This is a genomic window from Brevibacillus sp. HB1.4B (assembly GCF_013284285.1).
GTDB lineage: Bacteria > Bacillota > Bacilli > Brevibacillales > Brevibacillaceae > Brevibacillus > Brevibacillus porteri.
This window is the reverse complement of sequence record NZ_JABSUT010000012.1, coordinates 15072-38593: the sequence shown is the minus strand read 5'-3', so window position 1 is coordinate 38593 and position 23522 is coordinate 15072. Positions and strand designations below refer to the sequence as shown.

The following is a 23522-nucleotide window of genomic DNA, read 5'->3' as shown; positions in this document are numbered from 1 at the left end:
CGAGCGACGCAGGCACGATTGATGTGTCACACCTAAGGGATAAAAGCCCAGAGGGACAGTTTCACTTGGCGTTGGTTTGTTACGTAGCCCGCTTGTGACACTGTCCGCTCTGGGCTTTCTATATTTCAGCAGGCTACAGATATAAAAGTGGCCGGAACCATACCCGAGGAGGAAGAATTGATGAAAGAATTACAAGAGCGCATCGTACAGGACGGCAAGGTACTGTCGGCATCCGTTTTGAAGGTGGATGCGTTTTTGAACCACCAGGTAGATCCACAATTGACGATGAAGATCGGACAGCGTTTTGCCGAGCTGTTCGCTGGTGAAAAAATCACAAAAGTCGTGACGATTGAGGCAAGTGGCATTCATTTTGCAATGGCGACTTCCTTTGCGTTGGGTGTTCCCTTTATCTACGCGAAAAAGAAAAAAGCTGTCACGTTGACAGAGGAAGTATACTCTGCTCCTGTTCATTCCTTTACTCGCCAGGAAACGTATCAAATCAGTGTTTCCCGTCAGTATTTGTCTAAAGAAGACCGCGTATTGATTGTCGATGACTTCTTAGCTACGGGAGCTGCTCTGGTGGGACTTACGAATATTATCAAAGATGCCGGTGCTCATCTCGTCGGGGTTGGCGCTGTTATCGAAAAAAGCTTCCAGGAAGGCCGTGGTCTCTTGGAGCAAGCTGGCGTACGAATCGAATCATTGGCACGTATTGAATCGATGTCACCAGAAGGCATTCACTTTATTGAAGAAGAGCCTGCACGCGTATAATCAAAAAATGAATAGGAGGTAAGGGTTCACTCATGCTAGCCAAACATAAAATTGTTACTTTGGGCTTACAGCACATCCTCGCCATGTATGCAGGAGCAGTCGTCGTACCGTTGATTATCGGTGGTGCTCTGAATCTGACTCCTACGCAAATCGCTTATTTGATTGCTGCCGACCTTTTCACATGTGGAATCGCGACGCTCTTGCAAGTCCTTGGCACGCGTTATACAGGGATTCGCCTTCCCGTTGTGCTAGGATGTACGTTTACGGCAGTAGGACCGATTATCGCGATTGCTTCTACGAGCAATTTAGCGACAGCTTACGGTGCCATCATCATATCGGGTATATTCGTTGTCTTGGCAGCTCCACTGTTTGGCAAGCTGCTGCGCTTTTTCCCAACCGTGGTACAAGGTTCAGTCGTTACGATCATTGGTCTGTCGCTCATTCCCGTTGCGATGAACAACGCCGCTGGCGGACAAGGCATGCCGGACTTTGGACAACCGCACAATTTGCTTTTGGCTTTAGGAACGTTGGTTATCATTTTGCTTATTAATCGTTTCTTTACCGGATTTATTCGTGCGATTTCCGTATTGCTCGGGTTGATTGTCGGTACGGCTGTAGCTTATATGATGGGGATGGTCAGCTTCGCGAGTGTAGCGGAAGCCTCCTGGTTTAGCGTGGTTGAACCGTTTTACTTCGGTACACCACAGTTCAGTATTGTCGCCATTGTTACCATGATTCTCGTCAACATCATCAGCATGGCTGAGTCCACAGGTGTTTACTTTGCACTCGGTAAAGTGACCGATACAAAAGTAACAGATCAAGATGTAGTCAAAGGATTGCGTGGGGAAGGGGTCGCAATTGTACTGGGCGGCATTTTCAACGCATTCCCTTACACGGCTTTTTCGCAAAACGTTGGTCTGGTTTCCTTGACTGGCATTAAATCGCGCGATGTGATGATTGGTGCCGGTGGAATTCTGGTTGTTCTCGGACTACTGCCGAAGCTGGCTGCTTTGACAACGGTCATTCCTAACGCGGTATTGGGTGGAGCGATGATCGCTATGTTCGGGATGGTTGTTGCATCTGGTATTAATATTCTCTCGCAGGTTGACCTGAACAAAAACGAAAATCTGCTGATCGCTGCTTGCAGTATCGCTGTTGGGCTAGGCTCTGCTGCAGTTCCAGCGATGTTTGATCAACTGCCTACGTTGGCAAAAATGATGCTGCAAAATGGTATCGTGACAGGTTCTTTGACTGCCGTCATCTTGAACATCTTGCTCGTTCATACGAATAAAAAAGCATCTCAGACTGCTCCGGCAAATGTAACTGTTTCGGAAGCGTCTTAACCTTATCAAACAATGAACCGCCATTTCCTGGTTAGACAGGGAGTGGCGGTTTTTCCTTTTATCGTGGCTGCGGTGGAGAGAAGAATATTTCCAGTCTAGGCTCCAGGCTCCGTCCTGCAGGAGGCCAAGACTGCCCGCTTCGAAGGGACTCGCGGGGAAACGCAAAAGTGGTAGCCGCTTCGTAGCTCGGGCACGTTGCGTTTCTGTTGCCCGCGAATCCCTTCTTCGCTCGGTAGGACTCCACAAGTCGCTACGTCTGGAAATATTCTTCTCAGGCGTAACTGATGACATCTCTTTCTAAGGTTTTTAAAAATCGATTAACACGGAAAGTTCGTAGAGGAAACAGGAGAAAAAAGCGAAGAGCTTTGGGACACAGACCGAGGCGCAATGAAAAAAAGAGAAACAAGCTTTTAGCGTCCACCTCTGAGACGCCTCCTGAATGGACCACTTTGGACGCGGGTTTCGCTCTTTTTCATGGAGCCGGGCAGTCAATCTCACAGGGGGTGGCCCAAGAAGCTGAGCGTTTTCTCCTGTTTCCTCCCCACCACTACAGCAACAACTTAGGATTCCTCATGTGAATAATTTAGTGGGAAATGGAAGAAAGATAGAAGGAATCCGATGATGAAAATTGCTGCTGTTACCCAGCTATTCAAAAAGGAGTTCTTGCATGTCTCCGTACGTTTTTCCCATTCAATATGCTTTTCTTGTTTTTATGTTAGGGTGCTATGTCTTATTTGTTCCCTGGCTTATTTACACCTATAGAAAAGATGGGTTTTTCAGTTGGTGGCGGCTCATTTTAAGCTCTTCCTTTCTGTTTTATTTGCTATGCGCTTTGTTTTTGGTGCTGCTTCCTTTGCCAGCTACAAGGGACACTTGCGCCATGCAAGCAGAGAATACTGTTTATTATTCGTTGATACCGTTTACCTTTGTTCGTGATATTCTCAAGGAAACTTCGTTTGTATGGTCACAGCCATCCAGCTATATTCAGCTCGTGAAAAAGCAAGCATTCTTGCAAGCCGCTTTTAATTTTTTGCTACTATTCCCTTTCGGCGTCTACCTTCGCTACTTTTTCCAGAAGCGGGAGTATTGGAAACGGGCTTTGGGGTTCGGCTTTGCGTTGTCACTGTTCTTTGAAGTCACACAATTAACAGGGATCTATGGAATTTATCTTTGTCCGTATCGACTGTTCGATGTCGATGATCTCATACTCAACAGCAGCGGTGCTTTATTTGGTTTTTTCGTTGCACCGATTATACTGGCTTTGTTCCCGTCTACTAAGAGCATAGAAGCGAAAAGAGCCAGTGTGATGGAGAGTGATATCGTCCTCCCAGTACCGCAGTTGCTGGCGTTGTTGATCGACTGTATCGTAGTCCAGTTTATGTCCGGTCTATTTGACGTTTTTCTTCCGTTTGGCTGGCTGACAGAGCTGATCAGTACCTCACTCGGTATAGTGCTTGGCTTCTATTTCATTCCGCTATTATGGAATGGAAAGACGATTGGAACAGCGATTTTGCGGTTCAGACTGGTGAACGAAGATTCCGGAAAGCCCTCCGCAACATCTTTATTCAAGCGATTTCTCGCCCTGTATTTCACGTGGTTTATCATGTATACCTCGAATGCAATCAGTCAAATAGAAAGATGGATGGAGTCGGCCTTTTATCCATTCCTCATCCTTTTCACCTTTGGCGTCATCGTAGTAATTACGCTTGCACTCCTCATTCATGGTCTGCTCGTTTTGTTTTCCCGAGGCAGGCGCCGTTTTTATTTTGACTATGCATCCGGTCTCAGACCCAGTCGAAAATAGTGCTCGCAAGATTTTGGTAGATACGTCAGGAAACAGGAGAAATAAGCGAAGATCTTTGGGACACAGCCGAGGCGCAATGGAAAAAGAGAAACACGCCCTTAAGCGTCCACCTCTGAGAAGCCTCTTTGAACCTCTACTTTGTACGCGGTTTCGCTTTTTCCATGGAGCCGTGCAGTCAATCCCCCAAGCAGGTGGCCCAAGAAGCTGGAGCGTTTTCTCCTGTTTCCTCCCACCACGACAGCTCGAACAACAGGTTCTAAAAAAGGCTTCCCCGCAATGACAAGCGTCCAACAGTGCTGGCCAAGTTTTACATACGATGACATGTAAAACAAACTACCTCCAGAAAGGAAGGGGTGCCATGGCAACCTTTCAGGAAGCGCTCCTGGCCAAGAAGCATTTGGTCAAAAGGTGGAAGCGAATGCCGGGCGTAATTGGCATCGGGATTGGCTATGCAAACGGAAATAACAAAAAAGACGGCGCCTGCATTGTGATGTATACCGTAAATGCGAGTGCCGCCGTGAAGAAGGTATGCCCAAGTTGCGTCCGTGTCAAAAGTCAGGTGGCGACAGCCCATGTATCCGTTCCTGTTCGAACGGTCACCTCTGGACGGTGCCATTGTCATCCTGCTGTACGTCCCTCTGCAACGAATTATCGCAGCAGAATCAGACCTGTGATCGCTGGATACAGCATCGGCTATCCAGGGGCGTCCGGAACGGCTGGGTTAATCGTTGCGCGAGGAGGCCAACGGTTTGTGTTGAGTAACAATCACGTCCTGAATCGTAACAATACGAGTGGCTATACCGAGACCATCCAGCCTGGCGGAGCAGACGGAGGTCGTTCAGGAAGAGATCGAATCGGACGCTTGTATCGCTATGTTCGTCTTCGGAGAAATGCAGTGAATCGAATGGATGCAGCGATTAGTATCCCTACTTCCAATCGACTCCTTGCCCCTCGGTATGCAACAGTAGGCAGAGTACCAGGTGTTATACGTTCGTATGGCATCGGGCGCAGATTGAAAAAAGTGGGCCGTTCATCAGGGCTGGCATGGGGAACGGTTGAATCCATCCACACCGATATTGATGTCAGTTACGGGAACTACGGAGGGCTGGGGACCATCCGTTTTCAGAATCAGACGGTCATCAGAAGTACGGTTCCCATCTCCTTACCTGGAGATTCTGGCTCTGTTTGGCTGACTGCGGGCAATTACGCTGCAGCCGTGAATTTTGCTGGTTCAGCCAATGGCAGGCTCTCGATTTCGTATCCGGTTGTCTGGGCATTGCAAGCGCTTGGTGTCGGGGTAGCAAGATCAGCAGGGAGAACTGGCAAGTCAGTTGCCAAAGCCAAAAGAGTCAGGAGAAACAACGCTCGTACGAGACCACTGTCTGCCACTGAGTTAAACCGTGTCCAAACAAAAAAAGCTGCCTCCAAAAGGCAGCTGAGCAAGAAAAAGACGAATAGATAATAGCATTAGGAAACTTCTTTGGCTAACTGATCCAGTATGTGGAGAATGCGGTTTGAGATATCTTCTAGCGTATCAAACGCAGCTTCTGCTTCCTCTAGTTTTCCTTGCTTGACGAAATAGTAAATCCGCCGAACAGTTTCGTGGAACTGTCGATGAGGCACATCTAATTGCTTGAAAGAGGGCAAGGTGCTCACGGATGGATTGTTCAGGGCTTCGTCATACCAAATCCCCAAGCGGCATTGATGATGGTCGACGAGTTCTTTTTCATCAATGTGGTGATACCCAAGCATGAAGTTGTATAGCCACCATTTCCATAAGAGATGGTCGGTTTTGACGATTCGCAAGTAATGTTTGGTCTTTAAGTGGCTCGTTTGTGTGATGCTTAGCTTGTGCAGGCTATTAATGCCGGCGCCAACATCATAAACGTTTTTACCCGCATTCGAGACATGCGAAGAGACTTGCTCCATATTCGTCTGGACTTGCGATATGCGCATCGAAATGTCATCTGTGGCAGCAGACTGCTCTTGTGCTAATGCTGCAATGTGTCCGGTGGAATGCCCGACAGTCTCAATATTTTGCACAATATCTCCTAATATCCCAATCGCATCACGTGTCTGATTCGCTTTATCGTTAAAATGGTCGCTCATGAGAGTGGCCGTTTCTTTTACCTGGACAGCTTCGTTCTGGACGTTGTTGATTGTGGTCGTAATGCTTTGAACGGATTGCTTGGTTTGTTCGGCGAGCTTTCGCACTTCATCTGCCACGATAGCAAAGCCACGCCCGTGTTCGTTGGCTCGCGCTGCCTCAATCGACGCATTCAATGCAAGAAGATTGGTTTGATCGGCAATATTGCGTATAACTTGGACGACCTGGGAAACTTCTGCAATGGACGTCATTAACTGCGAAATTTTTGTTTGCATCTCTTGGAATTCATCTGCCATGGAAAGAAAGCTAGTCAATGACTCTTGGATAATATCTTTGCCCATCGTCGCTTGCTCGATTGTAGTGGAAGCACTCTCTGCAACGGAGACCGCTGATTGAGCCACTTTTTGCACAGATTCGCTTAGTTGTTCGGCAGCAGATCTCACATTGCCAGCTTCCTCAGTCGTATCCTCAAGCGTGTCCAGCACATGCTTGAATTTATCGATCTGAATCACTAACTCCAGAACTTCGCCCAGGCGATCAATAACTTTGTAATCATTATCCTCCTGATACGATTGGAGGACGATTTGCGAATCAAGCGTGATGATCTTCATGAATGCCAACAGGACGGAAGATAGTTCTTGGGGACGTTTCGAATAAGTGTTGACGATTGCGGGAATCAAAAATTCATAGACCCGCAAGTAAGAGCCCGTATACCATTCGGGCGCAAGTCCAATTTTGCTGTGGACCTCTCCGATTTTCTTACGCCCGGCTACATAGGCGTCGTCTAGCTTGGCATGTGGAAGCGATTGCAAATAGTGACGAAAGGATACAGCCAATCGATCAACCGTCGTATGCGTTTCGATGATTTGCATAAGATGGGGGTATTGGCGAAGCATGTGGTAATGACGCTCTGTAATGGCCTCTAGGTGTTGGGTTAGGAGTGGTTCAATTTGTTTCAACTGATCAAGGTCTGTCTGATTCATTTGCAAAAAATGAACTTTTCCCTGTAGCTGATCGGGCATTTGGACATCGCTTTTTTGAATTGAGGCGGTAACGGTTTGAGCGCCACGCTTACCAAACATAAAATCCCTCCATATTTTTACGAAAAACGGGCCTATTCATCAAAAGAATAGGCCGTAAGTGCTTTTTAGATTATAGCATTCACGAATGGAGTTGAATCTTTGGAACTATTGTGATTTTGTGAAAAGTATATTAAGAAATGGGCAGCGTCATTCATTATTCAAAAAAGGTCATGTGATGCTTTTCGTCCCGGTAATAGGCGAGGCGGTCCTGGAGAGCGCCTGTATGTAATTCGAACTTATGCCCATCAGGGTCGGTGAAATAAATGGAACGCTTATCCCGCTCCGAACGATCCCGTCCATGCAAAATGGTAACGCCGTGCTTTTCTAAATGAGCGTACCACTCATCAAATGACTCTTCTGAGATCGTGAAGGCCATGTGTGTATAGGAGTGAGTAATTTCATTGCGTGGGATGTCTGATTCCTCATTCAGCGCCAACCAGTGGCCATTCAGGTCAAAATAAGCCAGCTTGCGACCTCGTACAAGTGGTTTGGCATGCAGGACATCCCGGTAAAAACAAAAAGATTTCTCCAGATCTGAGACAGAGAAAAGCAAATGATTCAATCCTTGAAGTTGCGGCAATACGTCCCCCACCTTTTTAGCAATAATCTTGCAACTATTGCTATTGTATGAGGAAAACAGGCAAACCACCAGTCTATCCCGGGTCTGCCTGCCATTTGTTTAGGATTGACTTTGTTGAGCTTGCGCTTGGGTTTGCAGCGTGGATTGGACTTGGGATACCATCGTTTGCGCTTGGGCAATTTCCTGAGACGCTTGCTTCAAGGCTTCTTCGGCGAGCTGTGGATTGGCTGCAGATTGCTCGATCGCTTGCGTAATCATATTTTTTGCCAGCGTGGTGGCTACCTCTGCTTTTTTAAGCGAGTCGGTGTTAATTTGGCTAGGCATGATATACCTCCTGCGGGTTTCGATGATGGGAACACCGTATTAATTTACCCCGCACGCAACGGTTTATGTATGATAGATACGCGTCCAACCGTTTTCCTCCCGCGATGCATAGTCTGACAGGGGGAGGGACGTCAGATGAAAAAGCAATGGGTGCAAGTCATTCGATTGACAGAGCAAGCTTTCTTTACGATTATTTTTTCAGCGCATAAGCGGGTGGGGGATCGCGGAATCATTTTACCCAAGCGGTTTCATTCCAAGTTAAAAATTCGCCGTTTCCTGCAAAAATTCATGACCCCTTGTCTGGCAAATCGAGTGATCGGCAATCTTGATTTGCGGCGAATAAATGGACAACTCGCGATCCCTGTAGGTGATACGATCGGGGCACCACCGATTGTTAAATCAAAGGTCCTCTCTTCGGGCAGCAGGTGTGCGACGCTTGTGGTCTGGTTTGCCTTCGATTCAAGTGATCGATTTTTCCGTGTGTACCAGTTGAAAAAGCTTCCGAATGGGCGCTGGATCGTTGTAGGGCGTCATCCGCTGGACTATCCGTTTAACCTTCCGCAGGATTTCCTGAAACGACAAATACCATGTGGGAAAATCTGTACATCATGGAGAGGGAAGTTAAAAACTAGGAAAAAATGACTATCTTCCAAAAAAATCCGGTATTGATATTGGTTCAATTTGCCTGTATAGTATGTAAGTGTTGCAATACTTATCGGAAATTGTCGAATGAGAGAAGTTCCGATATGGCTGGAAATCGGGAAGTAGCTCAGCTTGGTAGAGTACTTGGCTTGGGACCAAGGGGTCGCAGGTTCGAATCCTGTCTTCCCGACCATGTTTTGTTTTGAATAGGCCGGTATGGCGGAATTGGCAGACGCGCGCGACTCAAAATCGTGAGGGAAACCGTGGGGGTTCAAGTCCCTCTACCGGCACCAGCAATCTATACATATGGTTTTCGTTATAAGGTGGGGAACAGTGAGTAGGCCTGTTTCTCACTTTTTTTTTGTTCTTACAATCATTGTCCATTATACCGACAATAGATAGGGAAGATTGCATGGAAGCAGCAGGACAAACAAAGCCTGCCAAAGGAGAGGACGACAGTGATTACGGTAATGATAGTGGAAGATGAGAAACCCATCCTTGATCTCATGAAGCATGTCATCGGACAAAACGATCACTACACGATCGTTGGAGCATTCACACATCCACTAGAGGCTCTCGCTTGTCTGCCCGATCTGTGCCCTGATGTGGCGTTCTTAGATGTAGAAATGCCAAAAATGAACGGACTTGAGCTAGGCTCTAAAATAAATGAGTTGTCTGAGCACACTAAAATTATTTTTACGACTGCCTATAAAGAGTACGCGTTGGATGCGTTTAAGGTGTACGCGTTTGACTATATTTTAAAACCGGTTACGCCTGCGGCCATTGAACGAGTTACAAATCGGTTAGTCAAACAGCTACAAATGACGTCCCCGATCAAACAACCTATGAAGAACGTTTCCATCCAATGCTTTGGTGGCTTGGACGTGCGCAATGCAGGAGGTGAGGTTGTTCGATGGCCAACAAGAAAGAGTGAGGAGCTGTTTGCCTACTTTCTCTGTCATCCCAAGGAGGATATCAGCAAGTGGCATCTGACTGATCTTTTATGGCCGGAGATGGACGAGAGCAGGGCCACGCATAACCTGCACAATACCATGTATCGACTGAAGAAAATCATGAAAGAGCAAGAACTCGGCATCGATATACAAAAAACGGGTGAAGGCTATCTATTTCACCCGATGGATCAGACGTACGATTTATTGGCATTCCAGCAATTCGATCTCTCTTCGTTAAAGGACAGCAAAAGCGCAGGAGGAGTCGAAAATTTGTGTGCAATGTACAAGGGGGCCCTTTTTGATCGCAAGGATTTCTTGTGGAAAGCCCCTCTGGAAGAACGGTACCGGAAAAAGTATACGGAGCTGGTGTGCAAACTGGTAGAGCTCGACATGGCCTCAAAGGAGTTACCAAGGGCTGCGCGCAGGCTGGAAGAGTACTTGGCGGTGTACCCTTTGCACGAGGAAATGAATGTCGCCTTGATGGAGATTTACGCAAGGGGCGAACAAAAACAGAAAATCGTCCAGCACTATGCCAAATTCGCTGATGCCTATCACCAAGAGTGGGACATGGAGCCGCCGAGGGAAATAAGCGAGTGGGTATCCCGCATGGCTGGACAGTGACAGGGGCGCAGGCAGATATCATTTCGACCATAGATTATGTGAGAAGTTTGGGAGAAGTTATTGCTATCATTCCTAGAAAAAGGAAGAAGGCGAGTTTCATGCAATTCACCATTATATCTGTGGGAAAAATCAAAAATGATATCTTGCCGCGAGTGGAAGCATACAGTAAACGCTTGGCCGTCTATTGCAGAATGGACATTGTTGAAATTCCAGAAGAAGCCCGAATGGAAACGATGAGTAGTGCTGAGATCGAACAAGTGAGGCAGTCGGAAGGACAAAAAATTCTCGCGCAAGTCAAACAAGAGCAGCATGTCATCGCCCTCACTGGAGAAGGAGAACTTTGGACCCCGAAGCGACTATCTGTGCAAATTGAAGATTTGTCGATGGAGGGCCGAAAAGAGATTCTCTTTGTCATTGGCGGTTCACTTGGCTTATCAGAGGAAGTCTTGGTCAGAGCAAATGATCGGCTGGCACTCCCAAAGAAAGCATATCCGCATCAGTTGACGCGTTTAGTCGTGTTGGAACGCTTGTACAGAGCGCTACGAATCAGCCTGGGAGAGCCGATGCGGTAGTCCAATTCAATGGCAAAAGGAGTCTCGAAACCATGAGACTCTTTTTTTCTTTATACGTAAAAACATGGTGAGATTTTTGTGAGGGGGAAATGGTACTCTTAAAACAAAAAGATCGTACATATTCGGGCTCTGTAAGGGAAGGGGATACATTTTTGGAGCGAAGAAAATTCCTGATGCCTGCCGGGATTGGTTTGGTTTTTTTGCTTTCCATAGCGGTATTTATCGGGATCTATATACAAACCTTCCCTAGTCGGGACATGCCCATGGCGAAGCGGGGAGTACTCGATTTGTCGAGCTGGGATTTTCAAAGACAAGGCTTGGTCAATTTAGATGGAGAATGGGAGATATATCCTGGAAAATTGCTTTCGCCTGAAGATTTTCGACGAGGGCAACATGCAAATCCCTCGTATCTGGTCGTGCCTGGAACGTGGAAGGGAGACAGTCTCATCGATAGTATCGACCGGAAAGGCGCTGTAACCTATCGATTACAAGTAAAGCTCCCAGAAGACGGGCAAATATATGGGTTAAAAACAAAGAGCATTCGGATGTCCCACCGATTATATGTAAATGGAAACGAAGAAGGTGCGAGCGGACAGCCAGCCGTAGAGAGTGAATCCCATCAGCCAGGGAATACACCGTATACTGTGTTTTTTTCCGCGGATGACAAGGACCTGGAGATTGTCATTCAAGTGGCGAATTTCATGTTTTTCACCGGGGGGATTGCGAGCTCGATTCAACTGGGCTTGGATGGGGATATTGCCATTCTAAACAGCACCTTGCTCGGAACAGATATTGCCTTTGTCGTAACACTAGGGATCATGGCTGCCTACCATCTCAGCTTTTATTTTCTCCGCATGAGGGATAGAACCTATTTGTTCAGCGGCAGCTATATGATTGTTCTTGGTATTTATCACATGGTTTTTGGTGAAAAGGTACTGTTGCAGCTTTTCCCTTCGATTCCTTTCGTTGTTGCCTACAAGGCACAGGATGCATCCCTGTTCGCAAGCTCGATCTTGCTCGCCCTATTTTTCTGCTCCATCGATACGAGGGTTCTATCCCGCAATTGGCTGGTGAAGCTGACAGCGCCTATTTTTCTCTACATCCTTGTCATACTCGTCTTGCCTTACTCCTTTTATACGAATCTGAAAGGGCCTCTCTTGATTTATGTGCAAATCTTTCATTTCTTCATATTGGGTAGGCTGCTTTATTTATCTAGCAAGAGTCAAAGGGATTCGTCGGACCGAAAAGAAATGCTGCTTTTCGTTGGTGCGAGTATTTCCTTGTCGGTCAGTCTCATTGATGGTCTTTTATACGCAGAAAACATCGTACCCACTGATCTTGCGGGAAAAATCGGCATCCTGTATTTCATTACCTTCATCAACATACTTTTGGCAGTGCGATTCACGAATGCCTATGAAAAGACAGAAATTCTTTCTCATCAATTGAAGATTTCCAATCAGATCAAAGATGAATTTCTGACGCATACTTCGCATGAGATGAAGACACCGCTGCACGGGATTATCAATATCACGTCCCATTTACTAGAGGATGAGAATCATGCGTTGTCTTCCAAACAAAGACAAAATCTTTGGCTTGTCAAGGATACATCGATCAAGCTGTCTATGCTGGTTGGTGATTTACTCGATGTTACTCGCCTGAAACATGGGGAGCTGCGCCTCCATTTATCAATTGTGGATATCAAGGTCATCACCCAAATTGTCTTTGACGTACTGCAATTCGAATTGCTGGGGAAAGATGTCCGACTGGAAAATCAGGTCCCCGCTAACATTTGGGTGTATGCAGATGAGAATCGGCTTCGTCAAATTATGTATAATCTCGTACACAATGCCATCAAGCATACGAATGTAGGCTCGATTCAGGTAACGGCGGGCGTGGTGGAGGGACAGGTTCGTATTTCTGTTGAGGACACGGGGATAGGAATTTCACCAGATAAGCATGAAGTCATTTTTGATTATTTTGAGCAGGTCGATGAGCTATTGCCACAGGATGGATATACAGGCATGGGGGTAGGCTTATACATCAATCGCAAGCTGGTTGAACTCATGGGAGGAGAAATTTGGGTAGAGAGCTCGGAGCTTGGCAAAGGCACTCGTATGACCTTTACGCTGGCGACGGGGCATCAGCAGATGGTCACGCAGGAGCTCGCCGCAACGGCTCAGGAGAGGCATCGGGAGGCCAGTGAACAGATTCCTCTTAACATTTTGGATGTTCACCAATACACCATCATGATTGTCGATGACGAGGCATCCAACATTCACACCTTGCTGAACATCCTTTCCAAGCATCGCTATAATGTCATTTCGGCCTTTTCGGCAAAAGAAGCCATGAAGAAAATCAAGGAGCATCCACAACCTGATCTCGTCATTCTGGATGTGATGATGCCAGGAGTATCGGGGATTGAGCTGTGCCAGCTGTTGCGAACACAGTATTCGATTCTTGACCTGCCGATCTTGTTTGCATCTGTCAGAGATACCCCTCAAGACATTGCACTCGGCTATCGAGCAGGGGCGAACGACTATGTGACCAAACCGTTTGATGCGGAGACACTCATTGCCCGCGTGCAGACACTGATCTCGATGAAGACCTCCATTCAGGAGGCAATTCGCAATGAACATGCGTTTCACCAGGCTCAAATCAAGCCACACTTTCTCTACAACGCTTTAAGCAGTGTCATTTCTTTCTGTTATACCGATGGAGAAAAGGCAGCGTATCTCATCACCATGCTCAGCCAATATTTGCGCTATATTTTGGATATGGATCGAACGACGCTGTTCGTTCCGTTATTTCGGGAAATGGAGCTCATCCATGCTTATGTAGAGATTGAAAAGGCTCGTTTTGGGGAAGGCTTCGATTTTGTGTGTCACGTAGATGATGGAATTCTTGACAAAGAGATTCCTTCCTTAAGCATCCAACCGTTCGTAGAGAATGCGATCCGACATGGATTGTTCGAAAAGGATGAAAAAGGTCACGTGACGCTTACAATTGTGGACGGAGGTCATTACATCAAGGTCATGATTGAAGACGATGGAGTCGGTATTGCAGATGATCTCCTGTATCAAATGTCAAAAGGCGAGAATCAAAAAGGAAGCATCGGCATCCAAAACATCCGCAGACGATTGGATACCATTCCTGGTGCTACGTTGAGTATCACCTCTGAAATGGGAAAAGGGACCAAAGTCGTTATGTATATTCCTACTCCTGAGGGGATGCATGCTACAATAGCGTAGTATAGAAGGAAAAGGAGGCGAGAACGTTGAGACTTGCAGGAAAACAAGTGGTTTGCTTCGTCGAAAGTGAATTTGAGGATCTCGAGCTCTGGTATCCAGTGATGAGACTGCGAGAGGAAGGCGCTACCGTCCATTTCGTCGGCCCCAAGGCGAATCACGTCTACATAGGGAAATACGGTGTACCGTGTGAGGCTGACAAAGCGATGGCAGAGGTCAATCCTGCCGACTATGCAGGTGTACTCGTTCCAGGAGGGTGGGCACCTGACAAGTTGCGCCGCTATCCGGAAGTGCTGTCGTTTGTGGTTGCGATGCACGAGGCGAAAAAACCGATTGGGCATATTTGCCATGCGGGTTGGGTGCTTGCTTCCGCAAAAATTTTGCGTGGGGTAACCACGACGTCGACGCCAGGCATTAAAGATGATATGGAGAATGCAGGCGCGATTTGGGTAGATGAAGAGGTCGTGGTAGACGGTCACATTGTGGGTTCCCGTAGACCACCTGATTTGCCTGCGTATGCCAAAGCGTTTGCTGATTTGCTGGCACAACAATAGGAAAAGAAGGAATAAAGGGCTTGCTCGAAATACTGAGTAAGCCCCTTTTTGACGTTGATAGAGGTTTTGTTACGAATTGGAGTCATTGCGTTTCTTCCACGGCGGATCGCCCAGCTCGTGAATCTTGTTATTGATTTTAAAAAAAAGATAGGGAATCAAAAACGCCAAGACCGTCCCTGTGAAGGTCAAATACGGAGGGACTACGCCTAAAAATTTGAACATGGGATCACCTGTTGTTTTGGCGTTCGGTACGGTTGATCGCACCGATATTGCGTAAATAGACTTTTGCTTGAATGGTTATCTCACTTTTTTCATACAGACGCTGCCCTGTTTCCCAGTCCTGCCGAATCTTTTTCCATAGCGAGAAATGATGCTGCTTCAGATAGCTGCCAAGCTTGATGACATCCACTTTCATCTGCTTATGGACCTTCCTGATGGTGTCATTACTCATTCGCTCAATTTCTTCGGCAAACACTTTTTCAAGCTTCTCCATTGCCGTGTTATTTAAGGAATCCATTATGGCGTAAGACTCGGCCAATGTGCCTTCACATTCGATTTCTATCGTGAATTTCATGTGCTGCCGATCGCGTAAATCTGCTTTAATACTATGCTTGATTCCTTGGATGTTCATTGAGACAAGGTTGTTTTTAAACTTACCTTTTACCATCCCTCCGCTAACTTTTCCCGTGAGAAAATTCAGTCCCTCCGTCTCTTCTTCCCCGAGAAAACCTATCATCTGATTGTCATGGGTAAAAACAGCGGCGCCTGCTAATTTTACCTCCTGCTCTTCAGGTCTGATGCGCGGAACCACAAAACTGTACGGACTGAGAAGCTCCTCGTGGACATCGCCCAATCGGACCTCTGGAAGCATGCGGGAATTTTTATTAACGTTTTCTCCAATCGAGTTGACGTAAATAGCGGGCAGCTTCTCTGTTTTCGGTTTGACTTCCAGTACTTCTTTGGCAGGACCATTTGAGATAAATACCTTGCTGCTTCGTCTGGAATCTGGATCACGCAGATAGAAATCCAGTGCTCTGGCAAAACCATTTTTCGTACGGGCGACGTCTTCGGAGACGATCAGGATTTTCATATGCTGATAAAATGGAGTTCTGCTGGTCCGGGTAGCTAATTCGCGGGAAATCTCGAAAAGAGAATCCCCCTCGGATATGAGGTTGTGGTAAGCCTCATTGGCTGTGTTTTGACCACCACCACCGCTTCCTTGGCCGCCGGAGATCAATCCACCGGGGACGACGAATTGATGTGTGACGAGAAAGCGTTCTTTTACTTGAGGTTTGTCTGGAGCTTCTTGTTTGGCTTGCTGCTCAGCTTCTTTTGTACGAGGTTTATCAATCGCTACACCTACCACAAATCCGCGTTCCTCAATTTGAACCTGATCCCAGCATCCAGCTAGCAGTGTGGAAAGAAGCAAGCAGATGCTACAGACAATGAGTCGTCTATTCATTGCTTTTGACACCTCGCAAAACGGCGATTACGAGCAGCAATATGGGACATAAATAGACGACAACGATCCCGAAATAGGTGACACTGTCAGCGAACGTAAAGAAGTCGACCAGGTTTTGTGGAAGCATCGCGACAAAATAAATGATGGGAGAGAGGATCAGGACCCACACGGTTTTGTGCACATTAAAAAACATAGACGACAAGTTCAGCACCGTAATATCGAGCCACATTGCACAAGTGTTGAAGATCGTCATGATCCAGATGGTAAAGAAGATGGATTCCACCCGTTCAAAAAAGCCCCCAGGGATTTCTACCTCTTTTGCCAGCTCAATGGTTGGATAGGTCAAATTCGTTGCAACGTCAGCAGAGAATACACCGATGACGAACATGTAGATGGTCATGTAGAGCAGAATAGGGATCGAAAGACCTAACGTAACAGCCCGTGTACCTTCTTGGGGATTTTTCATCAGCATGGTATAGAAAAGAATGATTTCAAAGCCGGAATAAGACAGCCCGACATCTTTGGAACCTGCCAAGAGAGAGCGCCAGTCCGAAGAGAAGAAGGGACGTATATTTTCGACCTCAAATAACTGAGTCGTAAAAAGCAAGACAATGAACATGACGACAAGAACCACAGGCAAAAACAGCAGGTTGAGCCGCAGCATGGCAATACGTGATCCAACCACGGAATATTGAACGATCAAGAGAAAGGAGAGCGTGATCATTTCCACCGGAGTGTTGTAGAACAGGTATTGCTTGGCGATGTTTCCGATTGCCCTGATTTCAAACGAGACAAATAGCATCGTGTAAATACAGACGAGAGAGGTCAAGATGTAGGCGATCGGTTTGCTCGCAATGATCGAGCTGTATTCAAAGAAGGTTTTTCTCGGAAACCGAGCCGCTAGCTTGGCAAGCAGCCAGCCAATCAGGCACGCACAAAGACCGCTGATCACGACAGAAATCCATCCATCGAATGCTCCGGTTGCCTTGGCTAAGGAGCGGGGAAAAGTCAGGATGCCGACGCCGATTGTGACTGAGGCAATGTTAATCCCCATATGATTTTTGCTGATCATTTTCTCCGCCAAGGTTTGTGCACTCACTTACGACCCTCCTGTATTCATTCGGTTTTCATCTTTTGTGTGAAGGGCATCTGGTCGGGTTTTCAAAAAGGTAACAGGTGCGCGCAAAATCATATCCTTCCAATCCCTCGGCATATGTGGAGCAAGAGGCGCCAAATAAGGGTACCCGATGCTGGTCAGATTGGATAAATGAATCATGATGGCAATCAAGCTTAACACCACGCCATAAATACCAAAAATGGCTGCCATAAGCATGGCGAAAAAACGAATCATTCGAAAGGCGATGGCAAGGTGATAAGAAGGGATGGCAAAAGAAGCGATAGCAGTGAGGGCGACGACGATGACCATGACAGGACTGACGATGCCCGCAGAAACCGCTGCGTCACCGATGACGAGACCGCCGACGATGCCGATGGTCTGGCCGATCGGTTTCGGTAAGCGTATTCCGGCTTCCTGCAACAGCTCCATCGTCGTCACCATCATGATCGCTTCTACGAAGGCCGGAAACGGAACTCCATCACGTGTGGCGGCAATCGAGAAGGCGAGATCAGACGGGATCAAGCCAGGGTGAAAGGTGACGAGAGCGATATAGAAAGCGGGCGAATAGACGGCCAGAAAAGCTGCCAAATACCGCAACAGCCTAGCTAATGAACCGACAATCCAACGCTCGTAGTAATCCTCTGGTGAATGCAGGAGCAAGCCAATCGTCACAGGCAAAATGAGTACCATGGGAGTGCTGTCCACCAATATCGCAATGCGCCCTTGAAACAATGCTCCACTGACTTTGTCGGGACGCTCCGTATTATGAATCTGCGGAAAAGGCGACAGAAAATCATCCTCAATCCATTGCTCGATAAAACCGGACTCTTCTATCTCGTCAACATCGATCGTAGAGATTCTCCGTCTCACTTCATCCAGTAGTTCTGGATCAACGATGTTTTCAATGTAGGCGATGATCACATCTGTTCGGCTGCGTCTGCCTATGATGGACCCTTCAAAGCGCAAGTTCGGGTCTTTGATACGTCTGCGTATATGAACAGTGTTGTCCCGGATACTCTCCGTAAAGCCGTCCCGCGGACCTCGAACCAAGCCTTCGGAGACCGGCTCCTCAATGGAGCGAGTTTTCCATCCCTTGCTGTCGACAATAATGACTTCGGTCGATCCATCCACAAAAATGGCTGTATCCCCGGAAAGAATGCCTTCGAGTATTTTTGTCAAATCCGTTGCTTTCGATATTTCAACGACAGAAAGGACTTCTTCATAAAGCATCCGGACAATCTCATCTGGTTCAGTCGGTACTACTTTGGAAGCAGTCGAGATCATCAACTGGATTTGTCCGAGGACTTGCGTATCCAGCATGTCGCAGTTCGCCAATCCATCAATGGCAATAACGGCACAGGAATGTTTGGTGTTGCCGATCGTAAAGGAACGAATTAATAAATCGTGTGGGCTGCCCAGCACGGTCTTGAACGTCTCCATGTTTTGCGTCAAACTGGTCGATAGCGTAAGCGTAGGATCATTTCGCTGCTGCAAACGCTGTGCGATAAGAGAGGGAGTTTTCTTTTGGCGACGCTGGGACAAAAATCTGCGCATCATTTGAAGTTCCTCCCGTTCAGAATGCGAATATCATGTTAGTGCGATTTTTTCCAGATGAGAGGAAAATTATGCGGAAGAATAGGCGAATGCTAAATCTTTCATAGTTTTAAATTGAACTCATCTGTGACCTATGTTACATTCGGCATGGTAGAATAGAGTGTAGGAAATAAGGAAGTTCATGAACAGGAATTAGTAGAGAGAGTAGGAAAGATGGAGAAGGGTGGAATAGAAGTGCTTGACAGTCAAGTATTGATCCGGGAAACGGACTTTTCCCGACTGGCACATACATGGGAAGAACTCGCGGAAGTCATGAAATCGCAGGGAGACGAAACTACGCCTCACAAGCTCATTCAGCTGGCTGCGAAAACAAAGCGCGCTGAGCTGAATATTGCGTTTTGCGGACATTTTTCCGCTGGAAAATCAACGATGATTAACACGCTTCTGGGTGTCAATTTGTTACCGTCCAATCCGATTCCGACCAGTGCGAATGTTGTTAAGATTCGCGGCGGAGAAAAAGCGGCTCGCGTCTTCACCCTGAACAGCGGAGTCCTTACATTTGATCCAGATACGGAGATGGAGAAGCTCAAGCAGTTTGCTGTTGACGGAGATACGGTAGAATCCGTAGAGGTTTCCTATCCGGGAACATTCCTTGACGAATACGCCAGCTTGCTCGATACACCGGGCATTGACTCCACGGATGCGGCACACAAAATCGCTACGGAGTCTGCGCTGCATTTGGCTGACGTCGTCATTTACATGATGGATTATAACCATGTTCAAGCCGAAGAGAACTTCAACTTTACGAAGACGTTGAAGGACCGTGGCAAGCCAGTCTATCTGGTTGTGAACATGATCGATAAACATATTGATTTCGAATTGGATTTTGATAGCTATAAGGAAAGCGTCGAGGAGGCATTCGCGACCTGGAGCATCCATCCGGATGGTATTTTTTACACGTCGCTTGCGGAACCAGATCATTCTGAGAACATGTATGAGGAATTCAAGGGCATGCTTGCGCAGTTGATCGCTGATCGTGAAAAGCTGGTTGGCACGAGCGTTCGCAGTGCTGCCGAGCATTTGATCGACGAACACATCCAAGTAGTAAGAACAAGCCAGGCAGATCAACGCCAGCAGTGGGAAGCCAAGCTGGATGGTCTGGAAGTAGAAGGCATCGACAGTCGTAATGCAGCAGCTGTTCAGGTAGCGCTTGAGCAGGAGGAAGCGACAGCAGCGACTCTAGAACAGCGTGCCGAGGATGCCCGAATGCAGATGGAAAAAGAGCTGAGTGTACTTTTGGACAATGCTCGTTTGACTTATTTCAGCACGAATGAAGCAGCACGAAGCTATTTGGAGAGCCGCAAACCGGGCTTCAAGGTTGGGTTGTTGTTTGCAGGCAAGAAGACAGAGGAAGAACGCGCACGTCGCGAAGAAGCCCTTCTCGTCGAGTTCCGCGAAAAAGTGGCGGGAAATCTCGACTTCCATTTCAAAGAATGGCTCGGCAAGCAGCCGCAAGTGTTTGATTTGCGGAGCGAAGAATATCACGCCAGCGTTCACGCGACCAAGATCGAGATTACGGGCGAGTTCCTGAGCAAGCACATCAAAGAGGGTGCTGCCTCGAGTGAGTACGTTCTGAACTACTGTGCGGATATTTCCAGTGGGATGAAGCTGGAGTACAGACGCGTGGGTCTCTCCTTTATTGCACAAGTGGTTGAGATGATCAAGGAGCAGGTGCGTGTAGAAAGTGCAGCTCAAGGCGAGCGCCTTGGCGTATTGCGTGAAATGGCTGCGCTGCATCAAAAGCTGGCAGGACTGGCAGCGAGAGAAGAAGAAACCAAGGGTCGTCTGTTGGCGATTATGCGTGGAGGAGAACAAGTAGCATGAATCAACTACGAGACAAACTAATTGCGGCAGCAGAGCGTCTGCGGCGCGCAAGTGAAGAAGTCGTTACCGTACCAGGAATGCAAGCACAGGCACAAGCGATGCTGGATCGAGCAGATCGCCTGACAGCCAATCGTTTTACTGTCGCACTGTTTGGTGCATTCAGTGCAGGGAAATCGTCTTTTGCGAACGCCTTGATGGGCGATCTCGTGCTGCCAGTGTCACCGAACCCGACAACAGCAGCGATCAACAAAATCATGCCGCCTACGGATACACACCCGCATGGCACTGTTCGTGTCGTCATGAAAGAGCGTGAAGCCATTGAGCAGGACGTGATCCGTTCCCTTGCTGTCTTTGGTATGATCGCTACTGATCTCGAAGGGGCACTGGCAGAGCTGGGCAAGATCGATGTCGCCCAAATCCCTCCGACGGCAAAACCGCATTACACCTTTTTGAAAGCTGTTACAAAGGGGTTGCCAGAGATGTCGGCTCATCTGGGCGGCGAGCTGCTGGTTGATATGCAAGCGTTCAAAGGGTTTGTGGCAAAGGAAGAAAAAGCTTGTTTCGCAGAGTACATCGAGCTGTTCTATTCTTGTCCACTAACCGATCAGGGTATTGTTCTGGTAGATACCCCTGGTGCTGACTCCATTAACGCACGTCACACAGGTGTGGCGTTCGAATACATGAAAAACGCGGATGCGGTCCTGTTCGTGACGTATTACAACCATGCCTTTGCACAGGCTGACCGCGAATTTTTGCTGCAAATGGGGCGCGTCAAGGATACGTTTGAAATGGACAAAATGTTCTTTATCGTCAATGCTTGTGACCTCGCAGCGAATGAAGAAGAATTGCAGGGTGTTCTTACCCACGTAGAAAAAAACCTCCTCTCGTGCGGCATTCGCCTCCCACGTATTTATCCAGTGTCCAGCCAGACTGCTCTGTTGGCACGGATGCATGAAAAAGGCAAGCTGGCAGCTTCTGCGGAGAAAGTATACCGCCAACGCACGAATACGGCTGAAGGCGAGCCGCTGATGCCGGCAGATGAAGCATTCAAATTCTCGGGAATGGCTTCGTTTGAAGCAGAGTTCCTCCGCTTTACGATTGAAGAGCTGACGCAAATTGCGGTGAATGCTGCAATCGGTGAAATCCGTCGCGCCCACGATACCTTGGCAGAATTCATGCGTATGGCACAGTCCGGAGAAGACGAGCGTCAATTGCGCAAAGAAGCAGCAAGCACAGCCAAGACACAGGCTCTATTAGCTGTTGAAGCACTGTCTACCGCTTCGTGCGAGCGTGACTTGGCAAAAGAGCGCGAGGAGCTGCTTTACTACGTTCGCCAGCGCTTGTTCTTCCGATTCAACGAATTGTTCAATCTCGCTTTTAACCCGGCTGTCATCAAGGAAGATGGACGCAACATGAAGCAAGCACTGCAAGGATGCTTGACTGATCTTCTGCGTTCGATCAGCTACGATTTGGCGCAGGAACTGAGAGCGACTACCCTTCGTTTGGAGAAATTCACGAACAAGCAGGGGACATCACTTGTTGCAGCGTGGCAAAAGGATGCACAAGGCTACGCAGCAGGGTTGACCTTGGCACCATATCAGCAGCGACAGGTGGAAACACTGTCCTTTGCTAACGAACTGCCAGTAGCCGAATCTGCATTTGCATCAGCGATTTCCTTGTTCAAGAACACCAAAGACTTTTTCGAGCAGGATGGCAAAGCGAAAATGCGTGAAGAACTGGAAAAGCGCATGCAAGAACCAGTGAGCGGGTATGTAGAAATCGGAAACAAGCAGCTGGATGAGCAGTTTTCTACGCTGTTCCAAGAGCTGGTGGCGCATGAGCGCAATCGCGTCATCGACCAGATCAACGAGTATTTCACAGGTCTGTTTGCAGCACTTGAGATGAACATTGATCTCGACGAGCTCGCGGCAAAAGTGAGTCGTGTAGCGGCTGAGCTGGCGTAGTCGGAACATAATAGCGAAAAGGGCAGTCCCCAAGTCTTGTACAGACCAGGGATTGCCCTTTTTTCAGGTATCTATCATACTACCCGCAGCAAAATATGTTCGAATCCGTCTTCGTCTTCCTCGGGCTGAAAAATAACAGTCCACGTCAATGTCTCATCAAAAATGTACATATCGATAGTGAAGCGCCCATAGTTTTCCAGCAGATATTTTGCGTCCATCTTCATTACTTTGTCTCGTATCATCTCTTTTCCGAACGTACTAAAACCTTCCCAAAAAACGAGTACCTCACCTTTTTCAAGCAAAAACGTTTCCGCTTCATTTTCGGACATACCCTCTCTGACGATACCTTTATCGTTGTTATTGAATCTCGCTAAGTCCCAGAGGCAACCTTGGTACTGTGTGATATATCGGTTATATACAAATCGGCGAAAGCTACAGCTTTCTACATCGTAAAATATGGAAATATATCGTTCTTTTAATGACTTTGAAAAGTCTTTCTCTAAAGATGGAATCGTACGTGTATTCACGACATCAGGACTATACTGAACTGGCCGATAGAAAAATTCTTGTGTATCACCATTTTTTTTGGTCTCTTTGGTAGAAAATCCATAGCTCATTTCTTCGATATAATTTGTCCTAGCAAACATATCTAGTTCGTACTGCAATTGACTCTTGTGAAGCTTGGCAAATTCTCCTGCTGGTATCGTTTTCACATAGCACCCATCTGGAATGTGTTCAATATGACTCACTCTTTTCCCGATGATCGTGCCATCTGAATCCCACATCTCAAATATTTTTTCTGGCTCAAGTACATGCTCGATCCCCGTAAGCCGAGGATTGTAAAATTGTGCGTAATCATCGTCGTGAGAATCGAAATTCAAATCCTCTGGGACGCCAATGACGATCACCTCATCGAGTTTACATATTTCCAGCCTCATGGTTC

General features: G+C 47.3%; 20 protein-coding genes and 2 tRNA genes. 13 read left to right on the top strand and 9 right to left on the bottom strand.

Features of this window, described 5'->3' with window-relative positions; all coding sequences use genetic code 11:
- Window positions 1-180: 180 nt before the first annotated feature.
- The 3 genes from HP398_RS24955 (at window position 181) to HP398_RS24945 (ending at window position 3918) form a co-directional block, all read left to right on the top strand.
- Window positions 181-771, top strand: coding sequence for a xanthine phosphoribosyltransferase (locus HP398_RS24955; protein WP_017252028.1), 591 nt, complete (start codon window positions 181-183; stop codon window positions 769-771).
- 32 nt (window positions 772-803) lie between these two features.
- The gene (locus tag HP398_RS24950) at window positions 804-2114 is read left to right on the top strand and encodes a nucleobase:cation symporter-2 family protein (protein ID WP_017252027.1); all 1311 of its coding nucleotides are present in this window, start codon (window positions 804-806) and stop codon (window positions 2112-2114) included.
- Window positions 2115-2781: 667 nt separating this feature from the next.
- The gene (locus HP398_RS24945) at window positions 2782-3918 is read left to right on the top strand and encodes a VanZ family protein (protein WP_173623954.1); all 1137 of its coding nucleotides are present in this window, start codon (window positions 2782-2784) and stop codon (window positions 3916-3918) included.
- A gap of 98 nt (window positions 3919-4016) precedes the next feature.
- On the opposite strand, the gene HP398_RS24940 is transcribed toward HP398_RS24945, so the two are convergent.
- Window positions 4017-4241 (bottom strand): hypothetical protein, encoded by a 225-nt coding sequence (locus HP398_RS24940; protein ID WP_017250697.1) that lies wholly within the window; start codon window positions 4239-4241, stop codon window positions 4017-4019.
- 35 nt (window positions 4242-4276) lie between these two features.
- On the opposite strand from HP398_RS24940, the gene HP398_RS24935 reads away from it, so the two are divergent.
- Complete coding sequence (locus HP398_RS24935) at window positions 4277-5380, top strand: chymotrypsin family serine protease (RefSeq protein ID WP_017250696.1); 1104 nt, start codon at window positions 4277-4279, stop codon at window positions 5378-5380.
- Window positions 5381-5385: 5 nt separating this feature from the next.
- Here HP398_RS24935 and HP398_RS24930 read toward each other — a convergent pair whose 3' ends face one another.
- The 3 genes from HP398_RS24930 to HP398_RS24920 all read right to left on the bottom strand — a co-directional run bounded on the left by HP398_RS24930 (window position 5386) and on the right by HP398_RS24920 (window position 8011).
- The gene (locus HP398_RS24930) at window positions 5386-7107 is read right to left on the bottom strand and encodes a protoglobin domain-containing protein (protein WP_173623953.1); all 1722 of its coding nucleotides are present in this window, start codon (window positions 7105-7107) and stop codon (window positions 5386-5388) included.
- A gap of 154 nt (window positions 7108-7261) precedes the next feature.
- Window positions 7262-7687, bottom strand: a complete 426-nt coding sequence (fosB, locus tag HP398_RS24925) for a metallothiol transferase FosB (protein WP_173623952.1) — start codon at window positions 7685-7687, stop codon at window positions 7262-7264.
- A gap of 99 nt (window positions 7688-7786) precedes the next feature.
- Complete coding sequence (locus HP398_RS24920; protein WP_007722024.1) at window positions 7787-8011, bottom strand: hypothetical protein; 225 nt, start codon at window positions 8009-8011, stop codon at window positions 7787-7789.
- Between the two features lie 135 nt (window positions 8012-8146).
- On the opposite strand from HP398_RS24920, the gene HP398_RS24915 reads away from it, so the two are divergent.
- The 7 genes from HP398_RS24915 (at window position 8147) to HP398_RS24885 (ending at window position 14598) form a co-directional block, all read left to right on the top strand.
- Entirely contained in the window at window positions 8147-8653 is a 507-nt protein-coding gene (locus tag HP398_RS24915; RefSeq protein ID WP_173623951.1) for a hypothetical protein, read from the top strand.
- 116 nt (window positions 8654-8769) lie between these two features.
- Window positions 8770-8846 (top strand) — tRNA-Pro (locus tag HP398_RS24910).
- Window positions 8847-8863: 17 nt separating this feature from the next.
- Window positions 8864-8946 (top strand) — tRNA-Leu (locus tag HP398_RS24905).
- A 165-nt stretch (window positions 8947-9111) separates the two neighbouring features.
- Window positions 9112-10227 carry a response regulator gene (locus HP398_RS24900; RefSeq protein WP_173623950.1) on the top strand — a complete coding sequence of 372 codons (1116 nt, stop codon included), beginning with the start codon at window positions 9112-9114 and terminating at the stop codon, window positions 10225-10227.
- A 98-nt stretch (window positions 10228-10325) separates the two neighbouring features.
- Window positions 10326-10799, top strand: a complete 474-nt coding sequence (locus HP398_RS24895; RefSeq protein WP_173623949.1) for a 23S rRNA (pseudouridine(1915)-N(3))-methyltransferase RlmH — start codon at window positions 10326-10328, stop codon at window positions 10797-10799.
- 152 nt (window positions 10800-10951) lie between these two features.
- Window positions 10952-14047, top strand: coding sequence for an ATP-binding protein (locus tag HP398_RS24890; RefSeq protein ID WP_483297075.1), 3096 nt, complete (start codon window positions 10952-10954; stop codon window positions 14045-14047).
- Between the two features lie 26 nt (window positions 14048-14073).
- Complete coding sequence (locus tag HP398_RS24885) at window positions 14074-14598, top strand: type 1 glutamine amidotransferase domain-containing protein (protein WP_017250689.1); 525 nt, start codon at window positions 14074-14076, stop codon at window positions 14596-14598.
- A 69-nt stretch (window positions 14599-14667) separates the two neighbouring features.
- On the opposite strand, the gene HP398_RS24880 is transcribed toward HP398_RS24885, so the two are convergent.
- Genes HP398_RS24880 through HP398_RS24865 form a run of 4 tightly spaced genes read right to left on the bottom strand, consistent with a single transcriptional unit; the run spans window position 14668 to window position 18734 of the window.
- On the bottom strand, window positions 14668-14820 hold the full coding sequence (locus HP398_RS24880) for a hypothetical protein (RefSeq protein WP_167403199.1): 153 nt from the start codon (window positions 14818-14820) through the stop codon (window positions 14668-14670).
- 4 nt (window positions 14821-14824) lie between these two features.
- Window positions 14825-16060 carry a Ger(x)C family spore germination protein gene (locus HP398_RS24875; protein WP_017250687.1) on the bottom strand — a complete coding sequence of 412 codons (1236 nt, stop codon included), beginning with the start codon at window positions 16058-16060 and terminating at the stop codon, window positions 14825-14827.
- The gene (locus tag HP398_RS24870; protein WP_173623947.1) at window positions 16053-17159 is read right to left on the bottom strand and encodes a GerAB/ArcD/ProY family transporter; all 1107 of its coding nucleotides are present in this window, start codon (window positions 17157-17159) and stop codon (window positions 16053-16055) included. The genes HP398_RS24875 and HP398_RS24870 overlap by 8 nt, the downstream gene beginning before the upstream one ends.
- Entirely contained in the window at window positions 17160-18734 is a 1575-nt protein-coding gene (locus tag HP398_RS24865; protein ID WP_173623946.1) for a spore germination protein, read from the bottom strand.
- Window positions 18735-18944: 210 nt separating this feature from the next.
- Here HP398_RS24865 and HP398_RS24860 point away from each other — a divergent pair, with 210 nt between their 5' ends.
- Both HP398_RS24860 and HP398_RS24855 read left to right on the top strand, forming a co-directional pair.
- Window positions 18945-20615, top strand: coding sequence for a dynamin family protein (locus HP398_RS24860; protein ID WP_173623945.1), 1671 nt, complete (start codon window positions 18945-18947; stop codon window positions 20613-20615).
- Window positions 20612-22579 carry a dynamin family protein gene (locus HP398_RS24855; protein ID WP_173623944.1) on the top strand — a complete coding sequence of 656 codons (1968 nt, stop codon included), beginning with the start codon at window positions 20612-20614 and terminating at the stop codon, window positions 22577-22579. Before HP398_RS24860 ends, HP398_RS24855 begins: the two co-directional genes overlap by 4 nt.
- Before the next feature lie 74 nt (window positions 22580-22653).
- Here the strand turns inward: HP398_RS24855 and HP398_RS24850 are convergent, their stop codons facing one another.
- The gene (locus HP398_RS24850; protein WP_173623943.1) at window positions 22654-23517 is read right to left on the bottom strand and encodes a hypothetical protein; all 864 of its coding nucleotides are present in this window, start codon (window positions 23515-23517) and stop codon (window positions 22654-22656) included.
- Window positions 23518-23522 lie beyond the last annotated feature (5 nt).